This is a genomic window from Thioalkalivibrio sp. ALE21 (assembly GCF_003208255.1).
GTDB classification, from domain to species: Bacteria; Pseudomonadota; Gammaproteobacteria; order Ectothiorhodospirales; family Ectothiorhodospiraceae; genus Thioalkalivibrio; species Thioalkalivibrio halophilus.
In genome coordinates, this window is sequence record NZ_QKMA01000003.1 from 99,823 (window position 1) to 126,070 (window position 26,248).

The 26,248-nt window shown below is 68.0% G+C and carries 21 protein-coding genes; 4 read left to right on the forward strand and 17 right to left on the reverse strand.

The genetic code is table 11. The annotated features are described in order from the left end of the window. Nucleotides 1-82 precede the first annotated feature (82 nt). Both D893_RS03680 and D893_RS03685 read left to right on the forward strand, forming a co-directional pair. Nucleotides 83-925: a protein phosphatase 2C domain-containing protein gene (locus D893_RS03680; protein ID WP_110619168.1), complete on the forward strand. Its 843-nt coding sequence runs from the start codon at nucleotides 83-85 to the stop codon at nucleotides 923-925. Nucleotides 926-988: 63 nt separating this feature from the next. After that, entirely contained in the window at nucleotides 989-2,032 is a 1,044-nt protein-coding gene (locus D893_RS03685) for a LysM peptidoglycan-binding domain-containing protein (RefSeq protein WP_110619169.1), read from the forward strand. A gap of 26 nt (nucleotides 2,033-2,058) precedes the next feature. Here D893_RS03685 and D893_RS03690 read toward each other — a convergent pair whose 3' ends face one another. The 4 genes from D893_RS03690 to D893_RS03705 all read right to left on the reverse strand — a co-directional run bounded on the left by D893_RS03690 (nucleotide 2,059) and on the right by D893_RS03705 (nucleotide 6,934). Further along, a complete protein-coding gene (locus D893_RS03690) occupies nucleotides 2,059-3,759 on the reverse strand; it encodes a serine/threonine-protein kinase (protein ID WP_110619170.1) in 1,701 nt (566 codons plus the stop codon). A gap of 3 nt (nucleotides 3,760-3,762) precedes the next feature. Further along, a complete protein-coding gene (locus D893_RS03695; RefSeq protein WP_024328596.1) occupies nucleotides 3,763-4,305 on the reverse strand; it encodes an FHA domain-containing protein in 543 nt (180 codons plus the stop codon). A gap of 76 nt (nucleotides 4,306-4,381) precedes the next feature. Further along, a complete protein-coding gene (locus D893_RS03700; protein ID WP_110619171.1) occupies nucleotides 4,382-4,930 on the reverse strand; it encodes a copper chaperone PCu(A)C in 549 nt (182 codons plus the stop codon). Between the two features lie 18 nt (nucleotides 4,931-4,948). Further along, a complete protein-coding gene (locus tag D893_RS03705; protein ID WP_018947311.1) occupies nucleotides 4,949-6,934 on the reverse strand; it encodes a TonB-dependent copper receptor in 1,986 nt (661 codons plus the stop codon). A gap of 332 nt (nucleotides 6,935-7,266) precedes the next feature. Here D893_RS03705 and D893_RS03710 point away from each other — a divergent pair, with 332 nt between their 5' ends. Next, the gene (locus tag D893_RS03710; protein ID WP_018947310.1) at nucleotides 7,267-8,235 is read left to right on the forward strand and encodes a sigma-54-dependent Fis family transcriptional regulator; all 969 of its coding nucleotides are present in this window, start codon (nucleotides 7,267-7,269) and stop codon (nucleotides 8,233-8,235) included. 3 nt (nucleotides 8,236-8,238) lie between these two features. Here D893_RS03710 and D893_RS03715 read toward each other — a convergent pair whose 3' ends face one another. The 10 genes from D893_RS03715 to D893_RS03760 form a co-directional block, all read right to left on the reverse strand. Continuing rightward, complete coding sequence (locus tag D893_RS03715) at nucleotides 8,239-9,678, reverse strand: DUF945 family protein (protein ID WP_110619172.1); 1,440 nt, start codon at nucleotides 9,676-9,678, stop codon at nucleotides 8,239-8,241. Between the two features lie 66 nt (nucleotides 9,679-9,744). Beyond that, the gene (locus tag D893_RS03720; RefSeq protein WP_018947308.1) at nucleotides 9,745-10,311 is read right to left on the reverse strand and encodes a hypothetical protein; all 567 of its coding nucleotides are present in this window, start codon (nucleotides 10,309-10,311) and stop codon (nucleotides 9,745-9,747) included. A gap of 96 nt (nucleotides 10,312-10,407) precedes the next feature. Continuing rightward, entirely contained in the window at nucleotides 10,408-10,779 is a 372-nt protein-coding gene (locus D893_RS03725; protein ID WP_018947307.1) for a DUF5362 family protein, read from the reverse strand. 132 nt (nucleotides 10,780-10,911) lie between these two features. Further along, the gene (locus tag D893_RS03730) at nucleotides 10,912-12,330 is read right to left on the reverse strand and encodes a diguanylate cyclase (protein ID WP_018947306.1); all 1,419 of its coding nucleotides are present in this window, start codon (nucleotides 12,328-12,330) and stop codon (nucleotides 10,912-10,914) included. Next, complete coding sequence (locus D893_RS03735; RefSeq protein ID WP_110619173.1) at nucleotides 12,327-14,519, reverse strand: response regulator; 2,193 nt, start codon at nucleotides 14,517-14,519, stop codon at nucleotides 12,327-12,329. The genes D893_RS03730 and D893_RS03735 overlap by 4 nt, the downstream gene beginning before the upstream one ends. Further along, nucleotides 14,509-15,657, reverse strand: coding sequence for an FIST N-terminal domain-containing protein (locus D893_RS03740; RefSeq protein WP_077244027.1), 1,149 nt, complete (start codon nucleotides 15,655-15,657; stop codon nucleotides 14,509-14,511). The genes D893_RS03735 and D893_RS03740 overlap by 11 nt, the downstream gene beginning before the upstream one ends. Next, on the reverse strand, nucleotides 15,654-16,037 hold the full coding sequence (locus tag D893_RS03745) for a response regulator (RefSeq protein ID WP_018947303.1): 384 nt from the start codon (nucleotides 16,035-16,037) through the stop codon (nucleotides 15,654-15,656). Before D893_RS03745 ends, D893_RS03740 begins: the two co-directional genes overlap by 4 nt. 14 nt (nucleotides 16,038-16,051) lie before the next feature. Next, nucleotides 16,052-18,136 carry a TonB-dependent receptor gene (locus tag D893_RS03750; protein ID WP_244269174.1) on the reverse strand — a complete coding sequence of 695 codons (2,085 nt, stop codon included), beginning with the start codon at nucleotides 18,134-18,136 and terminating at the stop codon, nucleotides 16,052-16,054. An 11-nt stretch (nucleotides 18,137-18,147) separates the two neighbouring features. Continuing rightward, entirely contained in the window at nucleotides 18,148-18,711 is a 564-nt protein-coding gene (locus D893_RS03755; RefSeq protein ID WP_246863872.1) for a hypothetical protein, read from the reverse strand. Nucleotides 18,712-18,733: 22 nt separating this feature from the next. Further along, nucleotides 18,734-21,733, reverse strand: coding sequence for a response regulator (locus D893_RS03760; RefSeq protein ID WP_110619175.1), 3,000 nt, complete (start codon nucleotides 21,731-21,733; stop codon nucleotides 18,734-18,736). 231 nt (nucleotides 21,734-21,964) lie between these two features. On the opposite strand from D893_RS03760, the gene D893_RS03765 reads away from it, so the two are divergent. Continuing rightward, complete coding sequence (locus D893_RS03765) at nucleotides 21,965-22,651, forward strand: hypothetical protein (RefSeq protein ID WP_110619176.1); 687 nt, start codon at nucleotides 21,965-21,967, stop codon at nucleotides 22,649-22,651. A gap of 11 nt (nucleotides 22,652-22,662) precedes the next feature. On the opposite strand, the gene D893_RS03770 is transcribed toward D893_RS03765, so the two are convergent. The 3 genes from D893_RS03770 to D893_RS03780 are packed head-to-tail and all read right to left on the reverse strand — an operon-like array spanning nucleotide 22,663 to nucleotide 26,240. Continuing rightward, complete coding sequence (locus D893_RS03770) at nucleotides 22,663-24,780, reverse strand: adenylate/guanylate cyclase domain-containing protein (protein WP_110619177.1); 2,118 nt, start codon at nucleotides 24,778-24,780, stop codon at nucleotides 22,663-22,665. Nucleotides 24,781-24,837: 57 nt separating this feature from the next. Beyond that, a complete protein-coding gene (locus D893_RS03775) occupies nucleotides 24,838-25,743 on the reverse strand; it encodes a M48 family metalloprotease (protein WP_110619178.1) in 906 nt (301 codons plus the stop codon). Further along, nucleotides 25,743-26,240 (reverse strand): SH3 domain-containing protein, encoded by a 498-nt coding sequence (locus D893_RS03780; RefSeq protein ID WP_246863874.1) that lies wholly within the window; start codon nucleotides 26,238-26,240, stop codon nucleotides 25,743-25,745. Before D893_RS03780 ends, D893_RS03775 begins: the two co-directional genes overlap by 1 nt. Nucleotides 26,241-26,248: the final 8 nt, after the last annotated feature.

Here is a 26,248-nt window from a genome sequence, read left to right on the forward strand (position 1 = left end):
CGTACTCTCCCGCCCGGGGGTGTCCCGCAATCCCCGAAACCGGCATCATGGCAGGGTCTTCATCCCTCCCGCCGGACTCGACATGGAAACCGCCTCCGCCAGCGACATCGGGGCGCGCCCCGAACAGCAGGATGCCGTCACCGTCCGGGTCTCCGACGACGGTCGCCGCGCGCTGCTGGCCGTCGCCGACGGCATGGGCGGCCACGCGGCCGGGGCCTGGGCCTCGCATACCGCCATCGCCACCATCGAGGCGCACTGGGAGCAGTGCAACAGCACGCCCACGCGTCCGGCCCGCTGGCTGGAAACCGTCGCCCGCGCGGCCCACGACGCCCTGCGCGCGGAAATCACCGACGACACCGCCCCGCCCGGGACCACCCTGGTGGTGCTGTTCGTGGATGAGTCCGGTGCGTGGTGGGTGCACTGCGGCGACAGCCGCCTGCTGCATTTCCGTGGCACGCGCCTGATCGAACGCACCCGCGACCACTCGCGGGTGCAGGAGCTGTTCGAGGCCGGGATGATCCGCGAACAGGAAATGGCCACCCACCCGGATCAGAACCACCTGCTCGCGGCGCTGGGCATGCCCGGAGGCCTGCGCCTGGACCACGGACACGCGAAACGCCATCCGGACTCCGCGTTCCTGCTGTGCACCGACGGCTTCTGGGAACAGATCGAGTCGACAGAGATGGCGGGCCTGCTGGTGTCCGATGACCTGTCCGGCGGGCTCGACGAGGCGGTGCGGGTAGCCGCCAGGCGCGGGGGCCCACGCGGCGACAACATCGCCGTGGCCGCCTGGCGCAGCGGCGCCCCCCGGGGCTTCGATCGCCTGCGCCACCGGGGCGGGTCGCTGGTGCCATCGACGCTGCTGGGCGGGATCATCCTGCTGGCGGTGCTGGCGATCCTGTTCTGGCCGGTCGGCGGCGGATGAACGGAAATCACGGAACCCGTATACTGTATAAACAGTGAAGCAGTTCACATAATGGATCGTCCGATGGCCCCCTCCCGTTTCGTCCGCTCGCTGTTGCTGTTGTCCCTGCTGTCCCTGACGGGCGGCTGTGCAATGCTGGAACAGGAACCGGACGCAGACCCGGAACCGACCCAGGACCCGCAAGCGACGGATGAACCGCGGGAAGCGGCCCGGTCGGACGAAAAACATGCCTCACCGCCGACCCTTGCTGCTATCCTGAGCCGGCTGCAGGCGGGCGAATGGGACCGGGCGGAGACCATGCTGGAGCGGTTCCGGGAATCCCGCCCCGAGGACCCCACCGCGCGCTCGCTGCAGCGTCAGCTCACGGAAGACCCGGAAACGCTGCTCGCCGACGGCGAGACGCGGCATACCGTGGAGGCGGGGGAGACCCTGGGTCTGATCGCCAGGCGCTACACCGGTGACGCCACGCAGTTCGTGATCCTGGCGCGGCTCAACGACATCCGGCGGCCGGAACACCTGACCGTCGGTCAGCAGCTGCGGGTTCCCCCGCCCGCCGACCCCCAGGACGCCGGCGAGCCTGGTGTCACCCCCGATCTCGACGAGCAGCTGCAGGCCCTGGGTGCGGGCGCGGAAGACGGCTCCCGCGAACATGGGGAGTCCTACCGCATGACCATCCGCGCCGACCTCGACGCCGGGCGTCACGAAGCGGCCTACGAGACCGCACGGGCCGCCCGTGAGGCCGCCCCCGATGAGGCCTGGGACGACTGGCTCGACCCGCTGGAACGGGAGGCCGCGGCGGCCCATTACGAACAGCGCGGCCTGGATGCGCGAGACCGGGACGACGCGGACGCGGCCAGGGACTGGCTGGAACGCGCGCTGGAGGCGGAACCCGGGCGCGAACCGGCACGAACCGAACTGGCGCGTCTGCGGCGCGCGGAAGCGGAGACCCTGCACTCCGCCGCGATCGTCCACTACCGCAATCAGGAACTCGACCGGGCCATTGAGCTGTGGGATGCCGCGCTCGAGCTCGATCCCGACTTCGACGCAGCGGAAGGCTATCGCCTGCGCGCCCGCGAGCTGCAGCGGCGCCTGGAGAACATGGAGTAACCGGCCGGCGGCCGGACCGCGGCGGACTATCCGCCGCGTTCGTCGCTGCCCGGGTCCGCACCGGGCGGCCGTTCCGGTGGAGCCACTGGCATGGTCCGCGTGGCGGAGGTATCGTCCTTGTGCCCCGACGGCGCCGGGTCCGCGGCCGCCCGCTTGACCCGCGCTTCCAGCGAATCCGCCATGGCGTTGCAGGCGGAGAAGACCCGTTCGAAGTCGTCCCGCCGCCGCACCCGGATGCGGGTATCCAGCCGCCCCTGGGCGATCTGGTCCAGCGCGCCGCGCAGGGTCTCCATCGGCACCTGCAGGCGCCGGGCAAAGACATAGACGCCCAGCAGCACCGCCAGCACGGTCACCACCGTCAGCATGAGCAGCGCCATCATGGTGGTGCGCCCCGCTTCCTGCAGCGAAGAGGTACTGAGCGCGACCTGCAGATGCCCCAGTTCGAAATCCTGGAACCGCACCGGCGCCTCGAACAGGAACACGTCGTTACCGTCCGGACCGGCGGTGGACCATACCGTGCGCCCCTCGCGCGAGAGCAGAAGATCCTCGGCCGGCGGCTCGTTGCGCGGCTCGCCCGGCGCGTCCGGGTCGGAGCTGGCGACGATACGTCCGTGCCGGTCGCTGACGGACAGCAGTTCGATCTCGCGATTGGCCTGCATGTCGCGCAGGCGCGCCTGCATCGCGATGGAATCCTCCAGCAGCAGGTCCTCGGCGCTCTCCACCGCGATGGTGCCCGCGAGCGTGGAACCGTAATCGAAAGCGAGGTCGGTCATCACCTCGTTCTGTTTCTGCTGCACCAGAAAGGCACCCACCGCCAGCGTGACCGCGACCAGAGCCCCCATCACGGCGGTCCAGCGCAGGCGCAGGGGCACGATCCGCCGTCCGGCCCCGACCCGCTCGCGCTCGGCGCGCTCCTCGTCGATGCGCTGCAGATCCACCAGCAGCTCCGCGGCCGACTGATAACGCCGGGAGGGATCGTGTTCCAGCAGCCGCCGCACCACCGCGACCAGGTCCTCGGGGCAGTCGCGGATGATGGGGCGTGGTTCCGGTACCGGCTCTTCCAGCACGCGCCGCAGGACCCGTCCGGTGTCACCGTCCAGGAACGGTCGGTGCCCGGTCATCAATTCGTAGAGCACCACCCCCATCGACCAGAGATCGCTGCGGCCGTCGGCATCCCCACCGCGGATCAGTTCCGGGGCCATGTAGTGCGGCGTGCCGGCCGATGCAGCATAGTCATCCGCGTGCCACTCCGGATCGAACAGGGTCTCGGCAATGCCGAAATCCATCACCTTGATGTTGACCGTGGCACTGGTGACGAGGATGTTTTCCGGCTTGATGTCCCGGTGGATCACGCCATGGCGGTGAGCATAGTCCAGCGCCTCGGCCAGCTGCTGCGCCACCTTGAGAAAATTGCGCAGCAGCAGCGGACGGAACTGTTCGGCGTAGGCATCCAGCGTCTGCCCCTCCACCAGCTCCATGGCGATGAACGGCCGGCCCTCGGCTTCGCCCACGTCGAAGACCGTGACAATACCCGGGTGGGTCAGGGTACCCGCGGCACGGGCCTCGGTCAGGAAGCGCTGGCGGTATTCCGGATCGCAGGCGTAGTCGTCATGCAGGATCTTGATGGCCAGGGTCCGACGGATCTGCGGGTCATACCCCTGATGGACCGTCGCCATCGCGCCGCGGCCCAGCTCCTCGCCAACTTCATACCGGCCGAAGCGGCGCATGGATCAGGCCAGGACCTCCAGCCCGATCCGCACCAGCACCGCCAGCACCAGCACCGCGGCACCGCCCGCCAGCCAGACCCGCCAGCGCGGACGGCGGCCGGCCAGAGGCAGACCCGCCCCGGCATGATCCCGGTGATGAAACACGAATTCGGCCCCGCCGAAGCGCACGCGGTCGCCCTCCCTGAGCGTGGCCTCGTGCACCCGCTCGCCATTGACCCAGGTGCCATTGGTGGAGAGCAGGTTCATCACCCGGCATTCGCCGTCCTCGTTGATGACCCAGGCGTGCTGGGAAGACACGCTCGGCTCCTGCAGGACGATGTCGTTGTCGGACTGACGCCCCAGCGAATGGCGGCCGGGGCGCATGAGCAGGCGTTGCTGCTTGAACGGCTCGGCGACCCCCACCAGCACCGGCAGGTCACTCTCCTCGACCTCGGTGCCGGCGGGCTCCGGCGGGGCCTCGGGCAGTTCGCCGCGCTGAAACAGCATGGTGCCCTGCGGGCCGTTACGGTCGCGGCCCTCGCCCCGTCCCTCGGAATGCTCGTTCATGCTCCCCCCGTGAATGGACATACGGGATGGAGTATGCCCGCACCCCCCGGAGGGTCACAACGATCTGGATCAATCCTCAGTGCCCGTGGTGGCCGGACCCGTGGCCATGGCGCGCCCCGCCACCATCGCGCACCGTGGCGTCGAAGCGCGCGGTTTCGCCCTCGGCCGTCTCCAGGGTGACCGACACACGCTGATCCCGCTCCAGCGGTTCATGCAGATCGATCAGCATCACGTGCAGGCCACCCGGCTCCAGCGCGGTCTTCCCGCCGGCCGGGATGGTGATGGCCTCGACCTCGCGCATGCGCATCACGCCCGCGTCATCCTGCACGTGGTCGTGCAGCTCGGTGACCCCGGCGACCGGCGATTCGCCCCGGACCAGCTCGACGTCCTCGTCGGTATGGTTGGCAAGAGTCAGATACGCCGCGGTCGAGCCCATGCCCGGCGGCATCATGCGCACCCAGGGCTCGGACACGATTTCCAGGCCCTCCGGACAGTCGCAGGCGAAAGTCTCGTCCGCGCCATGCGCATGTTCTCCGGCCGTCACGCCGGTGGCAGCCAGTGCCAGGAATACGGCACCGGCCAGGGCCAGCCGCCCGGGGCGTTGATATTGCGAGATGTTGGTCATTGCTTATGTCTCCCTCTCTCAGAATTCCACGTTCCACTGGGCCCAGACGGTCCGCCCGGGTTCGTTGACCGGCCGGGTGGCCGCTCCCAGTTCGGCACTGCCGCGCTGGATATGCTCGCTGTAGGTGCGATCGAACAGGTTGTCCACGCCCACGGTCAGCTGCGAGTTCCCGAACAGCTCCACCCCGCCGTACAGCGCGACGGTGGCAAAGCCCGAGGTCTCTCCGGTGTCCAGGCTGTAGATCGTACCGTGATCCTCGTGGATGCGGTCCTGACGCATCACGCCGCGCACCTGCAACCCGCCGAAATGCATCCCGGACGCATACTCCGCGCCCAGCGTCGCCTCCGCCGGCGGGGTCTGCGCCAGGGGCACGTCGTCCGTGGTGTTCTCCGAACGCACCCAGGCGGCACTCGCGTTCAAGGTCCACGCCGACGTCATCTCCCAGGCGCCGTCCGCTTCGAAGCCCCAGGTCCGGGCGCCCACGTTGCGCGTGCGATCCCCGGGCTGCGCCACCAGGATGTAGTCATCGAACTCGCCGTAGAAACCGGACAGCGAGGCACGCAGGCGCGGCCCGCTCCAGGCAATGCCCGCATCCAGCTGGGTCAGGACCTCGGTATCCAGATCGAACACCCGCCGGCGCTCCCAGAAATCCGCCGCACGCTCCGAACGCCCGACACCGACGTGCCAGGCCAGCGGCCGCTGCGCCTGCTCCTGTTCATAGCGCAGGAAACCGCTGGTGGCGGTCGCGCGCTCGCGGTCGCCGTCGCTGGCGCCACCAAAGCCGTCGCGCTGCGCCTCGGCCCGGGTCCGGTCAACCCGCAGGCCGCTCACCACGCGGCGCCGCGCATCCAGCGGGATCTCGAGTTCGCCGAACACCCCTGCGTCGCGGAATCGCGCGGTATCCTCGCGGGCGACATCGCGCCACCCGAAGGCGTCCGGCCCCATCAGGCGGTTCCCGCTGTGGCGGTTGCGGCTGTAATCGAACCCGGCGTGCAGGGCCATGTCCCGCGGCAGCCGGAAATCCCCGGCCACCCGCGCCCCTTCGGTGATGCGTTCGGGGTAGCTGACCATGGGCATGCCCGGAGGCTCCCGCAGGGTGTAGTTGTCCATGACATGGTCGATCTCGTTGCGGAAGACCCGCGCCTCCAGGGTCTCGAACCAGGGCGCGAGATCATCGCGGGTAAGCGCAAGGCTGTAGCCGGTGCGGTCGAAGCGCACGCCGTCCATGCCACGGTCGTCGTAAGCGGCCTCGGCGTCGGAACGGTCATACGTGAACTCAATGAGGGTCTGCTCGTCAGGGCGCCAGCCGGCGATCCCGGTGCCACTCCAGCGGGAATACCGCGAGTGGACCTCGTTGCCATCGCCGTCGCGGTAATCGTCCTGATCCGAGAAGGTGCCGATGGCACGCAGATAGCCCGCTGAGGACCCGGTCGCCACGTCCGCCACCAGGTCGGTGCGATCGAAACGCCCGACGGTCAGGCCCGCGAATCCGGTGACCTCCCCGGCCTCCGTGAACACCGGCGCGTCCCGCTCGAAACGCACCGTACCGCCCGACACGGCACCGTGCCGCACGCTCTGCGGACCCTTGCTCACCTCGATGCGGTCAAAGGCCTGCGGATAGGCATACGCCGTGGGCGGGTCCATGCGCCCGCCGCAGCCGCCCAGCACCGGATCGTCGTCCAGCAGCAGCGACAGTCGCGAGCCTCCCAGGCCTCGCAGGGCCGGATCGCCACTGGTACCGCCCTTGCGGCTGGTCACGAATCCGGGGATGGAGGCCAGATACGCCCCGCCATCATGCGCCGGCAACGGAAGCCGGGGCTGGCGCGGATCGGTACTGACCCGCCCGGGCCCCTCCATGGCGGGAACCGTTACCACCACCGGGGCCAGCCGCGCCGGATCCCCGGCCTGCGGCGCAGAAGGCCCTGCGGCCGCCACGGGCGCGGCCGCGGCACCGGCGATCGCCAGGGGGATCCAGCGGCACCGGAATCCATGCAAATGCTTCATGATTTCTCTCCGTCCTTGTTCTTGTCATTGGTGTCGTGCGACCGACTCGCCAGCAAGCACCGGGCCAGGTAGGGGCCAGGTACGGGCACCAACAAGGATCGGGAAACCGGAATGGCGGACTGCGGCGCCCGAAGCACCATTGGGAGCACCACCGGAGGTGGCCGGAACCGCCACGCACACACGGCAGCCCCCGGGACCGGTGCGGGATTTGCCACAGCGGAGGGGTGAAACGCCGCAGTTGCGAACCGGACGCGTACGGAGTCCCTTGCCCGGGCACGGACTCTGGGGCAGGCTATGCAGTCATGCCGCAAGCGCCTGGCGGCCGGGAGGAGATGTTGGTCGAATCAGCCGAAAATACCGCCGAACATTTCGTTGGGAGCTCGCCCGAGCTGCAGGCCGTGCTGCGTCAGGCCAGCATGGTAGCGGCCACCGATGCCACGGTACTGGTGCTGGGCGAGAGCGGAACCGGCAAGGAACACCTGGCGCGCCACATCCATGCCCGCAGTCGGCGCCCGGACGGACCGCTGATCACGGTGAACTGCGCGGCCCTGCCCGAAGAGCTGGTCGAATCCGAACTGTTCGGCCACCGCCGCGGGGCCTTCACCGGCGCGAACGACCATCAACCGGGGCTGGTGCGCCAGGCACATGGCGGCACGCTGCTGCTCGACGAGATCGCCGAACTCCCGGCCGGGGCCCAGGCCAAGCTGCTGCGCTTTCTGGAAAACGGGGAATGCCAGCCGCTGGGCGCGGCCGAGGCGGAACAGATCGACGTTCGCGTGATCGCCGCGACCCACCAGGATCTGCAGCAGCGCGTGGCCGACGGGCGTTTCCGCGCCGACCTGTACTATCGCCTGCAGGTGGTGCCGCTGGAGATGCCGCCACTGCGCAGCCGCCAGGGAGACGTGCGCCGCCTGGCCGAACACTTTCGCGTCACACTGGCGGAACACCACGGCGTGGAACCGCCGCGGTTCACGCCCGCACTGCTGCGCTGGCTCGGCCAGTGGCCCTGGCCCGGCAACGTGCGCGAGCTGAAGAACCTGGTCGAGCGCTGCGTAATCTTCATGAGCGGTGCCGAGATCAACCCGGGCGATCTGCCCGATGCCTGGCTGCAGACCCCGCACGACCAGGCCGGCGGGCCGTTCGTGATCCCGCCGGGAGGGCTCAGCCTGGAGCGCCTGGAGATGGACCTGATCCGCCAGGCCCTGGAACAGACCGCGGGCAACCGGTCGCGGGCCGCCCGCCTGCTGGGGCTGACCCGCGACACCCTGCTCTACCGGATGAAGAAATACCAGATCGCCTGATCGCTATCCCTGCAGCAGCATCATCAGGTCGGTGACCGCCATCATCGGCTCGCCATCGACCACGATCATGCCCTCGGCGACCTCGACGTCCAGCCGGACCCGGTCATCCTCCACCGTGAACAGCGGGAACTCGCGCGCGCCCTGCATCAGCATGGCCACGATCTCCTCGGCCTCGCGCTCCACCTCCGCCGCCGGCCGATGCGGCTCACGCAGGGCCATGTCCTCGCGCACCGAGGTACGGATGAGCCCCCGGTCCACGCCCGCCTGCAACGAACCCGACAGATACTCCAGCAATCCCGGGCCCTGCCAGGCGGCTGGCGGGATCTCGCCGGCCCGCAGCGTCAGGCTGCCGTCCAGGGCATCGCCCCGGGCGTCCACCACCCGCAGTTCCCGCAGCTCCAGGGCGGCGCCGTGCGAGGCGGTATCCATCAGCCACTGCTGATACAGGGCGTCCACATCCTCCAGCGCATGCAGGCCGGCTTCGACTTCGCGGCCCAGACGCCCGGCCTCGCGGACGGAGGCGGCATCGAGGTCCAGATGCAGCTCGGCGTGGAACTGCTGCAGACCGGTCAGGCCTTCCGCCCGGGTCTCGCCCAGCTCCAGACTCAGGTCACTGCGCGAACGACCGTCGGTCTCGCGGGTCACCCCCGCCAGACGCAGGTCGCGCATGCGGAAAGACTCGTCGTCGAACTCACCCTCGATCCCGTCCAGCGCGAGTTCGGAATCGCCCTCCACCAGCAGCGAATCGACGATGACCAGGTTGTCGCCGCGCATGCGCAGGCCGTCGATCCGCAGATCCATCTCGCCCGGCACGCCGATCCAGGCCCGGGGCAGCTCGGCGTGCAGCGCCTGCAGACCGGCCTCGCCCGCGATCTGCGCGGAGGCCTCCCAGGCGTCCCAGGACAGCTCACCGATGCGATGCTGGCCGGCCATCAGCAGATCGCCGTCATAACCGGTGCCCTGCAGGTGGATCCGGGTGTCGCCCCCGGGGCGATGGGCGAACTCCAGCGTGGCCCAGTGATCCTGCTCCAGTGCGGGCAGGTCGGCCGCCACGGCTTCGGCCCACGGCAGCGTGCCGGCCGCGCGGAACGGCTGGCCGCTGACCCAGCGGGCGAGGCCGTAATCCTCGACCTCCATGCGACCACTGGCACTCACGCTCGGCTCCGGCGTGCCCTGAAGCTCCGCCAGCGGCTCGTGCAGCGGGTTGTCGGACTCCGGGCGATAGCGGAAGCGATAATCGACCGTCCCCGCATCCCGGTCATAAGCGAGCCGGATCACGTCGAACTCGTCCACCGCCGCGGCATCCGCCTCGAAGCGGTCGAGCGCCTCCTGCAGGCTGTCCTGCGCATGCGCCTGAACCAGACGATCACCGCCCGCCCAGGCCGCTCCGCCCAGTACCACGACACCGACGGCCACGCCGGCCTTCGCCAGTCCACTTGCCATAATGACTCCCTTCCTTTGATGGGTGTTGTCAGTGTGCCCCGGGGTGAGCAACGGCCCCGGAGCGGATCAGTCGTCGTCGGTGGTCACCAGGGCCGCCGACCCCATCAGCTGGCCCCGGCCGTCATCGTCGGCCGGGGCCAGGGTCAGGGTGAACAGCTGCTTGAGAGGGGCTTCGGGCACCGCCCATTCCCAGGATACGGTTCGCGTCGGGCCGCGCCCCGGCACCTCGCGGGTGTCATCGCTAACCTCGCGGGCTTCGATCGGGTCCGGGGCCTCCGAGATCAGACGCACGAACGCCTCGTGCGCATGCTCGACATCGGCGCGACGCGCGTGCACCGCACAGAACGTGTCACCGTCGGGAAGGGCCAGCACGAAACGCCCGGCCTCTGACTCCAGACGCCAGGCGTCGCCTTCCTGCCCGCCCAGAAACGGCGCGGCCACCTCCGGACGCAGCAGATCGTCCTCGTCCTGTTCGGCCCGCAGTGCCTCCAGATCGCTCACTCCGCTCAGACAGGAATCCGCGTAGGCACGCGTGAAGGCATCGGCTTCCGCTTCGCCGGCATCCGGCCCGGCCAGCGCGGGAACGGGAAGCACAAGCGAAACGGCGAACAGCACGGCTGGCGAGCGGGTCATCACGAACCTCCGGTCTGGACGATGGACATACCGGAGAAGCTATGACGACGGGCCGCAAAAGGCAATGGGCCGCGGCCGGCGGCCCGACTGCCCGGATTACATGCCCTGAAGCTCGCTCATGCCCATCATCCCCGCGCCGATGCCGAACAGGACACCCAGCACCATCAGCAGGATGTAGACCAGCAGGAGCACGCCCATGATGGTGAAGTGGGTTCGCAGCCGGCCCATGGCATTCTTCGCCTCCAGCTCGTCATCGCGCTCGTAGGCCCGGGTGAAGCTGCCGGCTGCCTGCATCAGCACCACGCCGGCCCAGATCGGGATCCAGGCCACGATGATGCCGATGATCGACAGGGCCGTGAGCACCCCGGACAGGATCAGCATGACCCCGATCAGCTGCATCCAGAACTTGCCGCGATAAACCGGCTCGATGAGTTCGCGCACGCCGGTCGTACTGGTTGTCTCGTTCATGATTCCCCTTTTTCTCTCCCTCGGTGGCAGGTCGCCCGCAGCCGCCGACGCCTTCCCGAAGTGTAGCAGCCGGACCGCGCGAACTTACCTGCATGTTTGCAGGGGGACACAAGCCGGGGCCCGCCTGCCCCCCTATGCCGGATCGGGCGCACAGCGGACCTGGTTCCGCCCGCCTTCTTTCGCCTCGTACAGGGCCTCGTCCGCGCGCAGGAGCAGCTGACGGCGCCGGTCGTCCGCCTCGTCACCGCCCGTGACCGGCCGCTCCCCGGCGACGCCCACGCTCAGCGTCACATGCGCGGCAGCACCGGACTGGCTGTGTTCCAGCTCCAGGGCCTCCACCGACGCCCGCAGGCGCTCGGCGAAGTCGCGGGCATCGCTCTGTTCCGCACCCGGGAGCACCGCCACGAATTCCTCGCCGCCGTAGCGGGCGACCAGATCGGAACTGCGCCGCGGGGTCGCGTCCAGGGCGCGCCCCACTTCCTTGAGGACCCGGTCGCCGGCCTCGTGGCCGTAGTAGTCGTTGAAGGGCTTGAAGTAGTCGATGTCCATCAGGACCACGGCAATGGGCAGCGACTCCCGCCGGGCACGATCCCACTCGCGGGCATAGTGTTCGTCGAAATGCCGCCGATTGGGGATCGCGGTCAGACCGTCCATGTAGGAATACCGGAACAGCCGCTCGTTGGCCGCGGCCAGATCACGCGCCAGCTCGCCCAGCTGGAGATGCGTGCGGATGCGCGCCAGGGCCACGGGGAAGTCCACCGGTTTGGTGACGTAGTCATTGGCCCCGGCATTGAGGGCCTGGACGATGCTGTCGCTGTTGTACAGTCCGGTGACCATGATCACTGGCAATTCGGTCGGGCCGTACTTGCGGCGCACCCGGTCCAGCACCTCCTGGCCATCCATGTCCGGCATGACCACGTCCAGCAGGATCAGGTCGAAGGTTTCATCACCCAGCCGGGCCAGGGCGTGGAAGCCGCTGGTCACCGCCGACACGCGATACCCCTCGCGCTCCAGACGCCGGGCGAGAATCTCGAGGTTGGAACGATTGTCGTCGACCACCAGGATCCGCGGCGCGTCTTCCGGCGCTTCCCCGGGCGGGGCGTCGGATGAAGCGCCCGTGGCATCGCCGGGCCCGGAGGCCTCGGGGCCGGGATCGGGATCGGCAAGACGCGTACGACTGCCGGCACGCACCATATCGGCCAGATGGTTGATGGCGTCTCCGATCTTGTCGAGATCTCCGTGCAGGCTCCCGGCCCCGGCCTCCGGAACTGCGGCGCGGACATCGGAATGCAGCCGGGTCAGATCGGACAGCACGTCGGTCCATTCGGCAAACTGGTCTTCCAGCGGCGGCCCGCCTTCCTCCGGAGTGCGAATGCGATTGACCTGCTCGAGGAGCTCGTGGGCCTTCTGCACCAGGGCGCTCAACTGCTGCCCCGAACCACCATCGATGCCGGCATCCTCCAGGTCTTCCTGGACCATCTCGGCGTAACCGATGATGTGGTTCACCGGCGTGCGCAGGTCATGACGGATATTGGTGTTCGCCACGTTCATTGCCCGTGATCCGTGTTGCTGGCGGAGGCATGGCGGTCGACGTGGGAATGGATGGCCGCCAGCAGGTCCTCACGGCTGACAGCCCCCTTCTGGAAGATGTCCTCCACCCGCTCCAGCAGCCGGCCGCGTTCCGCGGCGGAAAGATCCCGGGCAGTAAGCACCAGCACCGGAATCCCCCCCCAGCGCTCGTGACGCTGCAGCTGGTCGAGAAAGGCGAAACCATCCATGCCCGGGAGCATCAGGTCGAGCAGAATGAGATCGACCCGGCCGTCCCGTTCCTCGAGACGGCGCAGCCCCGCCTGGCCGTCCTCGGCCTCGATCACCCGGCTGCCCTCGCAGTCGAGCTGGCGACGGATCATTTCGCGGGTCTCGGCATCGTCCTCGACCACCAGGACCGTGCAGGTACAGCCGCAGCCCGGCGATCGTTCGCAGGTCTCCGGGGTTGCGCCCCAGGCGCAGGGCGGGGGCATCTGCCGACCGACGGCCTCGAGCAGGTAATGCCGTTCTACGGGCTTGGTGACATAGTCGGCCGCCCCCAGCATGAACCCCATATCCCGGTCGCGCAGCATGCTCAGCATGATGACCGGGATGTCGCGGGTGTCGGGGTCGTTTTTCAGCGCGGTCATCACCGCCCAGCCGTCCATGGCGGGCATCATCACGTCCAGGGTGATCAGGTCCGGGCGCTGCTCGCGGGCCAGGCGCAGCCCTTCCTCGCCCCCGGTGGCCAGCGTCACCTCGTAGCCTTCCGTGGCCAGGCTGCGCCGGATCAGGTCGCGCACGCTGGCATCGTCGTCGATCACCAGTACATGCCCGGGGCGGCAGCTTCGCCCGGACGGTGGTGCCACCGCGGCGGAGCCGGAGGCATCCCGGCCGGCGCCGGGTACCTCACCCTGCAGCGGCAGGCGCACCACGAAGGTCGAGCCCTCACCGGGTTCGCTGCTGACCTCGATGTCACCGCCCATCATCCGGGCGAAATGCCGGCTGAGGGAGAGTCCGAGGCCCGTACCGCCGTACTTGCGCGTGGTGGACGCATCGGCCTGGGTGAACGGCTGGAACAGGCGCGCGAGCTGTTCCTCGGTAATTCCGATCCCGGTATCCCGGATTTCGAATTCCAGCGCGTCGTCCTCGCCGTCCCGCACGGTCAGGCGGATCTCGCCGTGGTCGGTGAACTTGGCGGCGTTCGACAGCAGGTTGAACAGGATCTGCCGCAGCTTGGTCAGGTCCGCATGAATGGTTTCGTGTCGCGTCCCGTTCTCGAGCCGCAGCTCGTTGCCACGGGACTCGACCAGGGGGCGTACGGTCGCGAGCACCTGGTCAATCTCGGGGGCCAGACTGAAATCCTCGAGATAGAGATCCATGCGCCCGGCCTCGATCTTGGAGATGTCGAGGATGTCGTTGATCAGGGACAGCAGATGGCGACCGGCGCTGATGATCTTGTCCGCGTCACCGGCGAGCTCGCCGACACCCGCATCCCCGGCCTCCTCACTGAGGATTTCGGCGTAACCGATGATGGCGTTCAGCGGGGTGCGCAATTCATGGCTCATGTTGGCGAGGAAGGCGCTCTTGGCCTGATTGGCAGCCTCGGCGGCCTCCCGCGCCTGGCGGATCTGTTCCACCGCCTCGTGCTGACGGGTCACGTCGGCCATGGTGCCGATGGTCCCCACCGTGTTCCCGTCGCGGTCGGTCGACCGTGCCATGCGCACGTCCATCCAGCGCACGCTGCCGTCCTCGCAGGTGATGCGCAGGGTCTCGGTGCAGTCCGCCGTGCTGCCTTCCATGAACGGCGCGCAGCGGGCCAGACCCTTGTCGCGGTCCTCGGAATGCAGGATCTCGATCCAGTCGCGGCCCAGACAGCGGGCGGCGGGAATCCCCGTAATGCGCTCCCAGGCCGGGTTAAGCATCACGATCCGGCGCTCCCCGTCGGTCTCGAAGAGGATCTCCTGGACGTTGTCGAAGACCCGGCGCAGCCGTTCCTCCGAATCCGTCAGCCGGTGATTGGCCTGTTCCAGCTGCACCATGCGCTCGCGCGCAGTGGATTCCAGAGCGGCGTTGCGCTCGAACAGCGAGAAGCTGTCGCCCGCATCGTCCACCGCCCGTTCCACCCGGCGCATCAGTGCGGCGATGATGCGGTCCTTGCGCTCGAGCTCCGCTTCCAGCTCCCGGATGCGGTGTTCCTGATCAGCTTTCATCGTTCCCCAGCATGACCCCGGTCAGGGTCTGGTTGACGTGCAGTCCGCGGAACTGCTCGCCGTAGGTATTGAATCCGATCAACGGCAGGCCGCGCAGCGCCTCCGAACCGGCCTCCAGGGCATCGAGGCCGGTCAGTTCCAGGCGCCGGAAGATGCAGTCGCAGGCCAGCAGGAAGCGGGGCTCGCCATGGGTGTCGCGCAGCCGGTCGAAGCTCTCGCGGATGCTCCGGGCCAGATCCACTCCCCTCCCGAGCGCCAGCACCAGACCATCGTCGATCGCGCAGTAGAAGGTGAGACTGCCATCGGGGAGAGCCTGCTGAATGGAGCGCACATACCATTCCCCGCCGACCCGCAGCATCACCGGGTGGCGCGCGAACACATGGCCGTCCAGCTCGGCGGGATCCACCCCCACCGCACGCGCGTAGGCCTCGGCCGCGGGCATGCCGTCGATTTCGTGGACCTTGCGTGACGCCGGATCGGCGGCGGTCGTGACCATGCGGATGTCGGTGGGCTCGAAATGCTGAAACCGGAACAGATGGAACGGATGGCCGGAATCGAACATCGCAACGACCGCCGCGCCCTCGTGGAAGGCCCCGTCGTGATACACCGCGGTACCCTCGAAGTGCATTTCGTCACCCGCCGAACCGCCGAACAACCCCACTCCGTGAAGACTGCCATGCAGCGTGGCGGCCACCGCCTCCTCCTGCATGGACAGGCCGTCGATCAGCAGCAGTGCGAACTGGCGTTCCGGGTCAAGGCCGTCCGTGGCCACCTCGTCCACCAGCGTCTGAACGGTTTCCGTGGACCGGGTCGCGTCAAAATCGTCCAGCGGCGCGATCAGGCGGGTGGCCACCCGCAGACGCGGCGAGCGGATCGAAGCCCCGGTCACGCTGCCGGCCACGTAGCCCGTGGAGCCGCTCAGCTCGCCGGCCGTGGTGCAGGCCACCACCGGGCGGCCAGCGAACGCCCGGGCAATGGCCCGGCCCAGGGCGTTGCGGTCATAGCGCGCGGAACAGAAGAGAAAGACCACCGAGGCGTCGGCGGCATCGAGTCCGGCGGCCACCTCGGCAATCGCTTCGTGCGGGTCGTCGGCGTGGCTGGAGGCCTGGCGGACGTCCGGCCCGACACCCGTGCTCATGCGGAGGCTCCGGCGCCATCCAGGTATGCATGGATCTTTTCCAGCAACCGCGGCATCTCCACCGGTTTGGTGTCGAAGTCATCGCATCCCGCCTCGAGGGCCTTCTCGCGATCACCCGTCATCGCATGCGCCGTGAGGGCGATGATCGGGATGACGGCCGTATCCGCCTCCCCCTTGAGCGTCCGGCTGGCTTCCCAGCCATCCATCACCGGCAGGCTCATGTCCATCAGGATCAGATCGGGGCGTTCGTCCCGCGCCAGCTGCACCCCCGTCGCACCATCCTCGGCAGTGGTCACCTCGAAGCCCTTGCGGGTCAGGCGCCGCGACAGCATGTCGCGGTTCATCTCGTTGTCTTCGACCAGAAGGATCCGGTTGCCCATGGCTGCTCTCGCTCTCAGTAATTGACCGACAGGGTCATCTGCACGCGGCGCTCGACTTCGGGCGCGGCGCTTTCGCGGTGGCTGGAAGTGTTGAAGCCCTGCGCCGACAGTGCAAGCGAAGCGTTGTCGGTGAACTGGTACCCGATCCGCCCGCTGAACAGGGTGTAGCTCGGAACATCCACTTCACGCATCTCGAACGGGCTTCCACCGCTTTCCAGCAGGGAGTATCCGCTGACGTAGTTGCCGTAGAGATCGAATTCCCACGGGCCGGTAGCGTAACCCAGACGGGCGTTGATCTTGTGCCGCGAGCTGCTGTCCTCGTAGTCGATGGCCTTGACCGGGCTCCCGTCCGGCCCGTAGACGGAATCGTCGAGGTCATCGTTGACGCGCAGGTATGCGTAGCTACCCTCCATGATCCAGTTGCGCGTGGTCCGGCTCAGACCGACCTCGAAGCCGCTGGCGGAGGAATCGCCCACGTTGGTGAACATCACGTAGGGGACCTGATCGACCATTGTGTCGGGGTAAATCCCCGGGACGCTCTTGAGGTCCTTGTTGCGGGTGTGAAAGACCGAGGTCTTGAGGCTGGCATCCCATTGCGGGATTTCCCGATCCCAGGTCAGCGCCACATTGGTGACACGGGTGGGCTCCACCTCGGGGCTGCCGGCACCCCCGGCGAGGTTGCCCATCTGGGTGATGCCGTAATCGTTGGGATCGAGCAGGAACATGAAGCTCCCCTCGATCATCGACGGCAGCTGGACCCCGCTGCCCGCCAGCAGACGGAAGGTGTCGTTGTCCGTGGCGCGGAAGACCAGACCGCTGTTCCAGCTGACCTCGTTGAGCGTAACGTCGTAGTCATCCTGCTCGTACAGCCAGGTATCGGGCAGCCTGCCACTGCGTCCCGAACTCAGTCGGTCGTAGCGCACGGCATTGTTCAGGGTCAGGCGCGGGGTCATCTGCCAGTCCCACATGCCGCCCGCAGCCCAGACGTCGTAACTCACCTTGCCGCCCTCGAACGGCAGGCTGTAGAGGACGTTGCGGCGGAACTCGCCGGTCATGCGAAAGGTGTGATCGCTGGCGGGCTTGATCAGGTTCTGGACGCGCGCAACGGTAATGCGGTTGTCGATCTGGGTGTCGCCGATGAACGCATTGTTCATGTCCACGTGGGTGACGTTCTGATAGGCCGTCGCCTCGATCAGGCCGAAGTCGGTGTCGGCTCCCAGGTTGACCCGCAGCGACTGGTTGTCGTACTTCGCCTGGGTCAGACCATAGAACGGCAGCAGGTTGGTCTGGTCCGTACGAACGGTAGTGGCTTCGATGCCCACCTGGGTCCGATCACTGACCTGGAAGAGGGTATCGACGGCCGCGTGCCGGCGGCGCGAACGATCGAGCCGAAAGGGTTCGTCCACCGGGTGCGCATCGGTGTCGAACTCGTCGGCACCGTAGCCGCCCAGCGAGACCCGGGCCCCGCCGACGTCCCCGAATTGCGCCGTGTGCGTGAGCGAAACCTCCTGATACCCGTGATTGCCGGCGCGCACGGTCACGTTGTTGTGATCGTCATAGAGCGGGCTGTAGGTGATGATGTTGACCACGCCGCCGACCGCGTTGAAACCGAACAGCGCCGCGTTGGGGCCCTTGACCACCTCGATCTGACGGATCTCGGAGAGATTGACCGGCAGTGCGCCCCAGCTGGTATAGCCGCAGTAGTCCTTGTAAACCTGGCGACCGTTGATCAGCACCAGCAGGCGCTGGGAATACGGGCGGTTATACCCGCGCACGGTGGCGTCTACCGCGGCGAAGCTGTGCCGCCAGACATCCACCCCCTGGACCTGGCGCAGCAGTTCCGGGATATCGGTCGCGCCGGAACGGCGGATATCTTCGGCGGAGATGATCTCCATGTCCGCCGGCACCTCGGTGCTGCGCTGAGGGGAGCCGGTCGCGCTGGTGGTCACCGGCTCCTGGAACAGATCTTCCAGCGCACCGTAGTCGATGGCCTGGGCCAGCGCCGGCGCGGGGACCATTCCCGCAGACAGCAGGGCAACGCCAACGGCGAGCGGGCGAACGCGAAAGTCGAAACCGGAAGGCAGGGGATTAAGGTTCATAACGGCGGCCATCATCGTTCGGTGATCATCATGCGGAAGGAGGATGCAAAGCCCACATCGCTTTCCCGGGCCGCCTCGCGGCTGACCACGATCTGGACCCGCGGCTGGCTCGCCACCGCCATCACGCAATAGCCCGCATCCACGCATGCCATGTCCGAAGCGATGGTGATCAGGCCGCGACGGCTCGCCGCACTGTAAACATCCGTGGCCTGGTCTCCGGCGAGTCCGTCGGCCAGCAGGACGGCTTCCTGGCGGTCCAGGGCCCCCAGCTCGTCGGCCGCCATCAGGGTCGGCACGAGACGGATCCGTCCCTGCGGACCACCGCCGCCCATGGCATCGGCCATGCGACGCGCATGAGCCTCGGAAGCGGAATCGCCGGCGGCGTAAACCACGGCTACGGGCATGTCACCCCTGGGTCGATGGTCCAGGAAGCTCAGGGCTCGGGTGGCCACGCGCAGGTCCCGTTCGGGATCGGCGACAGCAAGGGCCGGATATCCGAGTGCCAGTATCACGCCGCAGCAACAGGCGGCGGCCGTCAGTGTCAGGCGCCTTCTGCGCGCGTCTCTTGCTGCCACGTGACCTCCCGAGAGCGAGTCTTCATGCGTCGGTTCCGGCGGTTTCGGTTTCGGTTTCGGCGACGGCCGCACCGGCGGGAGCCTGCTCGCGGGCCAGCCGGTTCTTGATCATCTCCAGCAGGGTCCGCCGGTCGTACTGCCCCTTGCGCAGGACCCGGAGCGTTCGTTCCTGAAGCTGACGCGCCTCGTCCGGCTCCAGGTCCTTGGCGGTGATGACGACCACCGGCACATCACGCAGCTCGGGGTCCCCCTGCATGGCCTCGAGGACGCCGAAGCCGTCCAGGTTCGGCATCATCAGATCCAGCAGGAGCATCGAGGGGCGTTTTTTCCCCATGGACCCCAGCGCCTCGATGCCATCCCCCGCCGGTGCGGTCGCGATCCCTTCGCGGTCCAGGAGCCGTTCCAGGACGGCCCGGGCGTCGGGGTCGTCATCCACAACCAGAACGTGGTCACCATCGCCCGGTTTGCCATGACGGTTGATGATCTGCATCAAGTGACGCGTATCCACCGGCTTTGTGACCACGTTGCCCAGGGGCAGTGCATGGGCGGAGTCGCCGTCCTCGCGCTGACCCACCATGATCAGCGGGATCTCGGAAGCCCCGGGCATCTGCTTGAGCGTGGTCACCAGTGTCCAGCCGTTGCCCTGCTCCATCTGGCAGCCCACCGCGATCAGGTCCGGGTGCACCTCCTCGACCTTTTTCAGCGCCTCGTCCACGGTGCTGGCGAACACCACCGAGTAGCCTTCCTCCTCCAGCCCGCCACCGATCATGCGGTAGAGGTTCTCGTCCTGATCGAACAGCAGGAGGGTGCCGGTGCCCTCGCTCGGCTCCGGCGTCGACTCGCTGGAAACGCGCGGCAGTTCCACGGTGAAGGTGGATCCCGCACCCGGCTCGCTGCTGACGGTGACGTCGCCGCCCATCATCCGGGCGAAGTGACGGGTGATGGCGAGCCCCAGACCGGTGCCCCCGTACTTGCGGGTGGTGGAGGCATCGGCCTGGGAAAACGAACGGAACAGCCGGGCCATCTGATCCTCGCTGAGGCCGATCCCGGTGTCGCTCACGTGAAAACACAACCGGTCGGCCTCGGGGTCCGAGTCGTCCGGGTACGTCTCGATCTCCAGGCGGACCTCCCCGTTCTCGGTGAACTTGGCGGCGTTGGAGAGCAGGTTGAACAGGCACTGCCGCAGCTTGGTGACATCGGTATGCATGGTGCCGGCCCCCTCGGCACCCTCGACGACCAGCCGGTTCCCGTTCTTGCCCACCAGCGGCGTGACCATCGCCTCGACCTCGGAGGCGATCTGGCTGACTTCCTGGTCCTCCAGGTACAGCTGCATGCGGCCCGCCTCGATCTTGGAAATATCGAGGATGTCGTTGATAAGCATCAGCAGGTGGCGCCCCGCGGAGCGGATCTTGTCGAGGTCATCATCGAAGTCGCTGAAGCCCATGTCCTCGGCTTCCTCGAGGAGCATGTCGCTGTAGCCGATGATGGCATTAAGGGGAGTGCGCAGTTCATGGCTCATGTTGGCCAGGAATTCGGACTTCGCCCGCGTGGCGTCCTCGGCGCGCTCCTTGGCCTCGCGCATCGCGGCTTCGGCCTGCTTGCGGGCCGAGATGTCCAGCGCACTGAGCAGCAGGAGTTCACGCTCGCCCAGGGTGATCCGGCGTGCGGAGATCAGGGCCCAGAACGGGCTGCCGTCGGCCCGCCGCAGCTGCAGCTCGTGATGATCCAGGAAGGCCCCGCCGGCCAGGTTCTCCCTCAGCTCTTCCCAGTCCCGAGCGCTTTCGAACAGCATCCCGACATTCTCGATATCAGGCCCGAACAGATCGGTCAGGCGCCGATTGTGGCGCTCGATGACCCCCATGGCCGGTTCGCACAGCACCAGCGGGAGGGGTGTGGCATCGAACAGCTTCTCCAGCATCTCCTCGCGTCGGCGCACCGAATCGATGAAGTAGTTCGCGGCCCGTCCAATGTCGCCGATCTCGTCGTTGCCCTCGACCGGAACCGAGGTGTTTTCGCCCCCGACACATCCGTTCATGCCGTGGTGCAGGGACTGCAGCCGGCGGACGACCCGACGGTTAACGTAATGGATGATCATCCCTGCCAGCAGGAGGCCGACGGCCATGGTGGCGGCCAGCACCGTCATGCGCTGATCCGAGAGCTCCTGCACCTCCTCCTGCCGCGTGATCACGCTGGTTTCCAGCTCGAAGGTGAGTATCGACAGCTCGCTGACCAGACGGCCGGCGCGGGCGCGGACCGTACCGAGCTCGGCCTGCACCGCCTCCGCCTGACGCAGCTGGCCTTCGCGCGTGGCCAGCAGTCCCGTGTCGCCGTGGACGAGCCGGCGCAGATCCGCGGTCAGCTGCCGGGCCTGCGGGCGCAGTGCCGGCGGCAGGTCTTCCGTCGCGCGGACGAGGATCTCGACGCGGTCCCTGGCCTGTTGGCGCAGCGGGGCCAGGTCTTCACGCGAGTCCACCGTCGCGGCCATGGCCAGACTCATGATCACCATGCCGGCGCGTCCCAGCCAGCTCGCCGGATAATCCGGGTCATCGCGCAGACGGCCCAGCCCGCTGCGCGCCTCGCGCAGATCGGCCAGTACCGACCGCGTGCGCTCCTCGTGAGCGGCATGTTCCTCCATGACCGCCTCCAGGGCACGCACCGAGCCCATCATGTCTTCGCGCAGGAAATCGAGTTCCTCGAGGGTTGCCGGGTCCACCTGGTTGCGCGGCATCTGTTCCAGAAGGGCACCGATATCGGCGTTGTAACGCTCGATTTCGGCAAAACCGGAAGCCCGCTCGGCCGTATCTCCGGCCGTGAGCAGGCCGACCGACGTGGAGACGATCGCCTCGCTGCGCTGGACCAGGTTGCCGGTCCCCATGAGTACCGGCACCTGTTCCGCCGCCAGTTCGTCGAAACTGCTCGCGAAGCGTTCGAAGGAAACGAGGGAAACGATACTCGCAACGACCGTGACGAGTGCGAGCCCGATCAGGCCGCCACGCAGGCGACTGGCAACTCCGAAGCGCATTGAAGCATCCCTCTGGATATCCATATGGCCCGTCCGGAACCATTCCCTGATCCGGACCGGGTGCTAATGCTGGCATGCTCCGTGCGGGATTACACCCCCGAAGCGTGAGCCAGGCGTTAGCCAGGATCAGAAACTCCGTGAAAAAGAAACCGCGGAAGCCGGGAGCGGCAGGCCCGGCGCGGCGTGATAGGCTTCACAAAAACACGATGAAAGCGGCGGGAAGAGAAAGCGATGAGCGAAATCATCTATCGCCTGGAACGCAGTGACGGCAGCGAGTGGTGCTATCGGGTGGATATCCACCGCTCGCGGGACCCGGCGCGCCACAACGACGAGGCCCATCCGGACTGGACCCGCCTGGAATGCCGACAGTGCGAAAACTGTCCGCTGGATGCGCGCACCGTGGAATACTGCCCGGCGGCCATCGAGTTCGCCGATATCGCCCGGCATTTCGCCGACAGCCCGTCGGTGGAACGCATCCGGGGCCGCGTGGACACCCCCGTACGCAGCTATCTGAAGGAATGCGACGTACAGGAATTCCTGCGCTCGCTGTTCGGGCTGATCATGGCCTCGGGCGCCTGCCCGATCCTGTCGCGGCTGCGCCCTCTGGCGGAATTCCACCTGCCGTTCGCCACCCTCGAAGAAACGCTGTACCGCATGGCGGGGACGTATCTGGTCCGTCAGTACCTCGACCGCCGGGAGGGCGAGGCACCGCCCGACTGGGACATGGAAGGCCTGCAGGAACTGCACCGGGAGCTGAACACGGTCAACCGTGCCCTGATGGAGCGGGTACGCCTGGCGTCGCGGCGCGACGCCAACATCAATGCCATGCAGAACTTTGTATCCATCACCACGATCGTCGAGATGGACATCGACGCGAGCCTGAACCAGCTCCTGGGTACCCTGCGCCAGGGGCTCTGAACGCGGCGCAGCTACTTCGCGTCGAGTTCCCAGACGCCGTCGCCGGCCTCGCCCCGTTCCAGCAATCGCGTGCAGCGTTCGACGTAGCGTGCCGCGGGCGGGTCCCGGTCGGCAATGCTCGCGAACAGCGCTCGCGCCTCCTCCACCCGACCCTCGCGCAGCGTCTGCAGCGCCCGGGCGAAGACCTCGTAGCGTTCGGGAGCCGCATCCAGGGCCAGCCGCGCGACCGGTTCGTAGACCCGCACCGGGCGCGCCCGTCCGACCACGCGGATCTCGCCCAGCTCGCGGCAATACAGCGTTTCGGGGAGCTTCCGTACGGTGCTTTCCGCGATCAGGGTGTACGTGCCGAAGACCTTGTTGGCCCCCTCGAGCCGCGCGGCCAGATTGACCGCGTCGCCGAGCATGGTGTAGTCGAAACGGGTACGCGACCCCATGTTGCCGACCACCGCCTCGCCGGTGTTCACGCCGATGCGCATCGCGAGATCGCGTCCGGCCCGCCCGCGCAGGCGCGGCGCCATGGCCGCCAGTCGGCGCTGACATTCGAGCGCCGCCTCCACCGCCCGGCGCGGATGGTCGGGGACATCCACCGGCGCGTTCCAGAAGGCGATGATCGCATCGCCCTCGTACTTGTCGATGGTGGCTCCACAGGCCGTGAGGATGTCGGTCATCTCCGTCAGGTACTCGTTGAGCAGCCGCGTGAGATCATCCGGTGACAGCCGCTCGCTGAGGCTGGTGAAGCCCTCCAGATCACTGAAGAAGATGGTGAGTTCGCGGCGCTCGCCCCCCAGTTTCAGGCGGTCGGGCTCCTCCAGCAGGCGTTCGATCACCTGCGGGCTGAGATACTGCGCGAAGGCCGCCTTGATGAAGCGCCGTTCACGGCCCTCGCGGGCATAGTTGTAGACCGCGGCCCCCACGGTCCCCGTCAGCCCGGCCACCAGCGGCACGGCCAGCGGCAGCCAGACCCCGCCGGCATGCGCAAAGCCGGACAGCAGCACCGGCGCCACCAGGGCAAATGCAATGGCCAGGGCCGTACTCGCACTGCTGCGCCCCAGCCCGGCGAGGAACGCCGGCAGAAAGGCCAGCAGACCGACCAGCACCAGCGCCCGGGTGGCGTCGACCTCGCGCATGAAATTCCCCGTGGTCAGATTCTCCAGCATGGTCGCGTGGAACTCCACGCCGGGCGCACGCGGATCCAGCGGCAGCGGTCGCAGGTCGAACAGCCCGGCCGCCGACAGCCCCACCATCACATGCCGCCCTTCGAGTTCTGCAGGGTCGACCGGCGTGTCGGTGCCGGAGTCGGCCTCGGGGTCGGCCGCCAGCCGCAGTTCGCTCTGGATGACCGCGGCCGCCCGCAGCCGGGTACGTTCCGCGCCCGGCCGCTCGAAGCGCAGTATCAGGCGGCCATCCGGGTCCAGCGGCACATGCCGTTCACCCACCCGCAGCGCCCGGCCGTCGTCCTCCAGCCGCAAACCGGGCGGCTCCTCCGATCCCGCGAGAAAGGCCGCCAGCCCCAGCCCGGGTACCAGCTCCCCGTCGAAGCGAGTCACCGGCGGGAGCCGGCGGTAGACCCCGTCGGGATCCGGGGTAATGTGCACGTTGCCCATGCGCGCCGCCGACTGCGCAAGCTCGGTCACCGGGAAGGTCGCGCGGGAAAACGCGGGGAAGGGGTCGCCCCCGGTCCCTTCCACTTCCACCGTCGCGGACGACACGGGCGCGTCCTGCGGGAACCGGTCGTGGCGGGCAGCCTCCTCGCCGTACAGCGCGGCGAACACCGTCGGACCAAAATCCGCGGCGGCCCGTGCGAACCGGCGATCATCATGCACTCCGAAGCGGGAATCGTCGGTATACAGGACATCAAAGGTCAGCGAGGCGGCCCCCGCACGACGGGCGAAATCGGCGATCACCGCCGGGTACTCGCGCGGCCATGGCCAGCCCTGGCCCTGGGTATCCAGCGCCCACTCGAGGCTCTGCTCGTCGACCAGGATCAGCACGACCTCGTCCTCCGCGTCCGGAGCCATGAGCCCGGCCAGCAGACGCGCCTGCAGGTCGTAGGCGGCCCGCTCCGGACCGTCGAGCCAGCCCGACTGCTCCGCCACCAGGGCCAGCAGGACCGCCAGCAGCCCGATCATCAGGGCCCGCCGGAAACGGCCTCCGGAGCGGGAGTTTGCGGCCATCCGGGGAAGCGGTCAGAGGGCCGCGCGGAAACGCGAGAACCGTTCGGCCCGGGCCTCGCTGCGCGAGTCCGCCGGCTCCAGCCCCAGCTCCGCGATGCGACTGGAGGGCGATGGATGGGTGCGGGCGAAGCCGGGACCCTGCGGATCCCATTCGTCATCCATGCGCTCCAGTACGCGGCTCAGCGCCTCGGGGCGATAGCCGGTGCGCTCGAGGATGGCCACCGCCCCGTCGTCCGCCTCGCGCTCGAACTCGCGCGAATAGCCGTTCACGAACAGGGTCCGGGTGATGTCATCGATGGAATCCTCGAAGATGTCCGTCAGCTCGCGCAGATCATCGTCCCCCGCCAGCTGCGCCCCGGTCAGCGCCGCACTGGTGAGCGCCGCGGTCACGCGCGAGCTGCGGATCGCCTGCAGGCCGTGGCGCTCCTGCACATGCGCGATCTCGTGCGCGAGGATGGCCGCCAGTTCGTCCTCGGTCTGCGCCAGCCGGGCCATGCCGCGGGTGATGAAGATATGCCCGCCCGGGGTGGCGAAGGCATTAAGCTCGTCGGAATCCAGCAGGCGGAAGGAATACCCCTGGTAGAGGCTCGGGCGCTCCGAGTGCAGGGCCAGGACCCCGCCCAGGTTGTTCAGGTACGCCTGTGCCGCAGGATCATCAAGGACCGCGTAGTCCTCCAGCACCCGGGCCGCCACGGCGCGGCCGATGAAATATTCCTGCTCCGGGGTGAAATCCTCCATGCTGCGCTCCGCCAGCTCACCGGTCTGGCGCAGGCTTTCGGCCTGCCGCGCATCCAGCACGCCGGTCCGGGTCCCCAGCTCGGCACCTACCGAAGCAACCCCGCGACAACCCGCCAGCAGCGACAGCGACAGTACCAGAAACACCGGCAGCAGCAGGCATGATCCGTTGCAGACTCGCATCACTCACCCCCCGGCAGATGCAGCTCGCCCTGCTCGATGAATGCCCTCAGATCCTCGGGATCCGCTCCCCCGGCTTCCATCCGGTCGACCGGGGCAAAGGACAGGCCGCGCTCACTGCGATAGCGCTCTTCCACCTCCTCGTTGAAGCCGCGCCCGGCCAGCGCGATCTCGTCGCGGTCCGCGTCCCGTTCAACATCGTCTCCGTCCTCCGTCAGGATCACCGGATCCCGGCTCAGCGCGGACGGGTGCAGCCAACCCTCCTCGCCGGCCTCGCTGCGCACCCGAAGAAACCCCTGGCTATGGTCCCTGACCTCGACTCGGGTGCCGTAATCGAGGTGGCCGCGGATCGCGCTCAGATGACCGGGTGCCTCGCGCAACTCGGCCGAGCGCACGGCCACGTCCCCGGGATCGCCGCGCTCGAAGGCCAGCGCCACGGAGCCCGCACCGGCGACGGCCAGCACGAGAAACAGCACCGGGAGGGTTCGGATTCGCAACATGGAAGGAC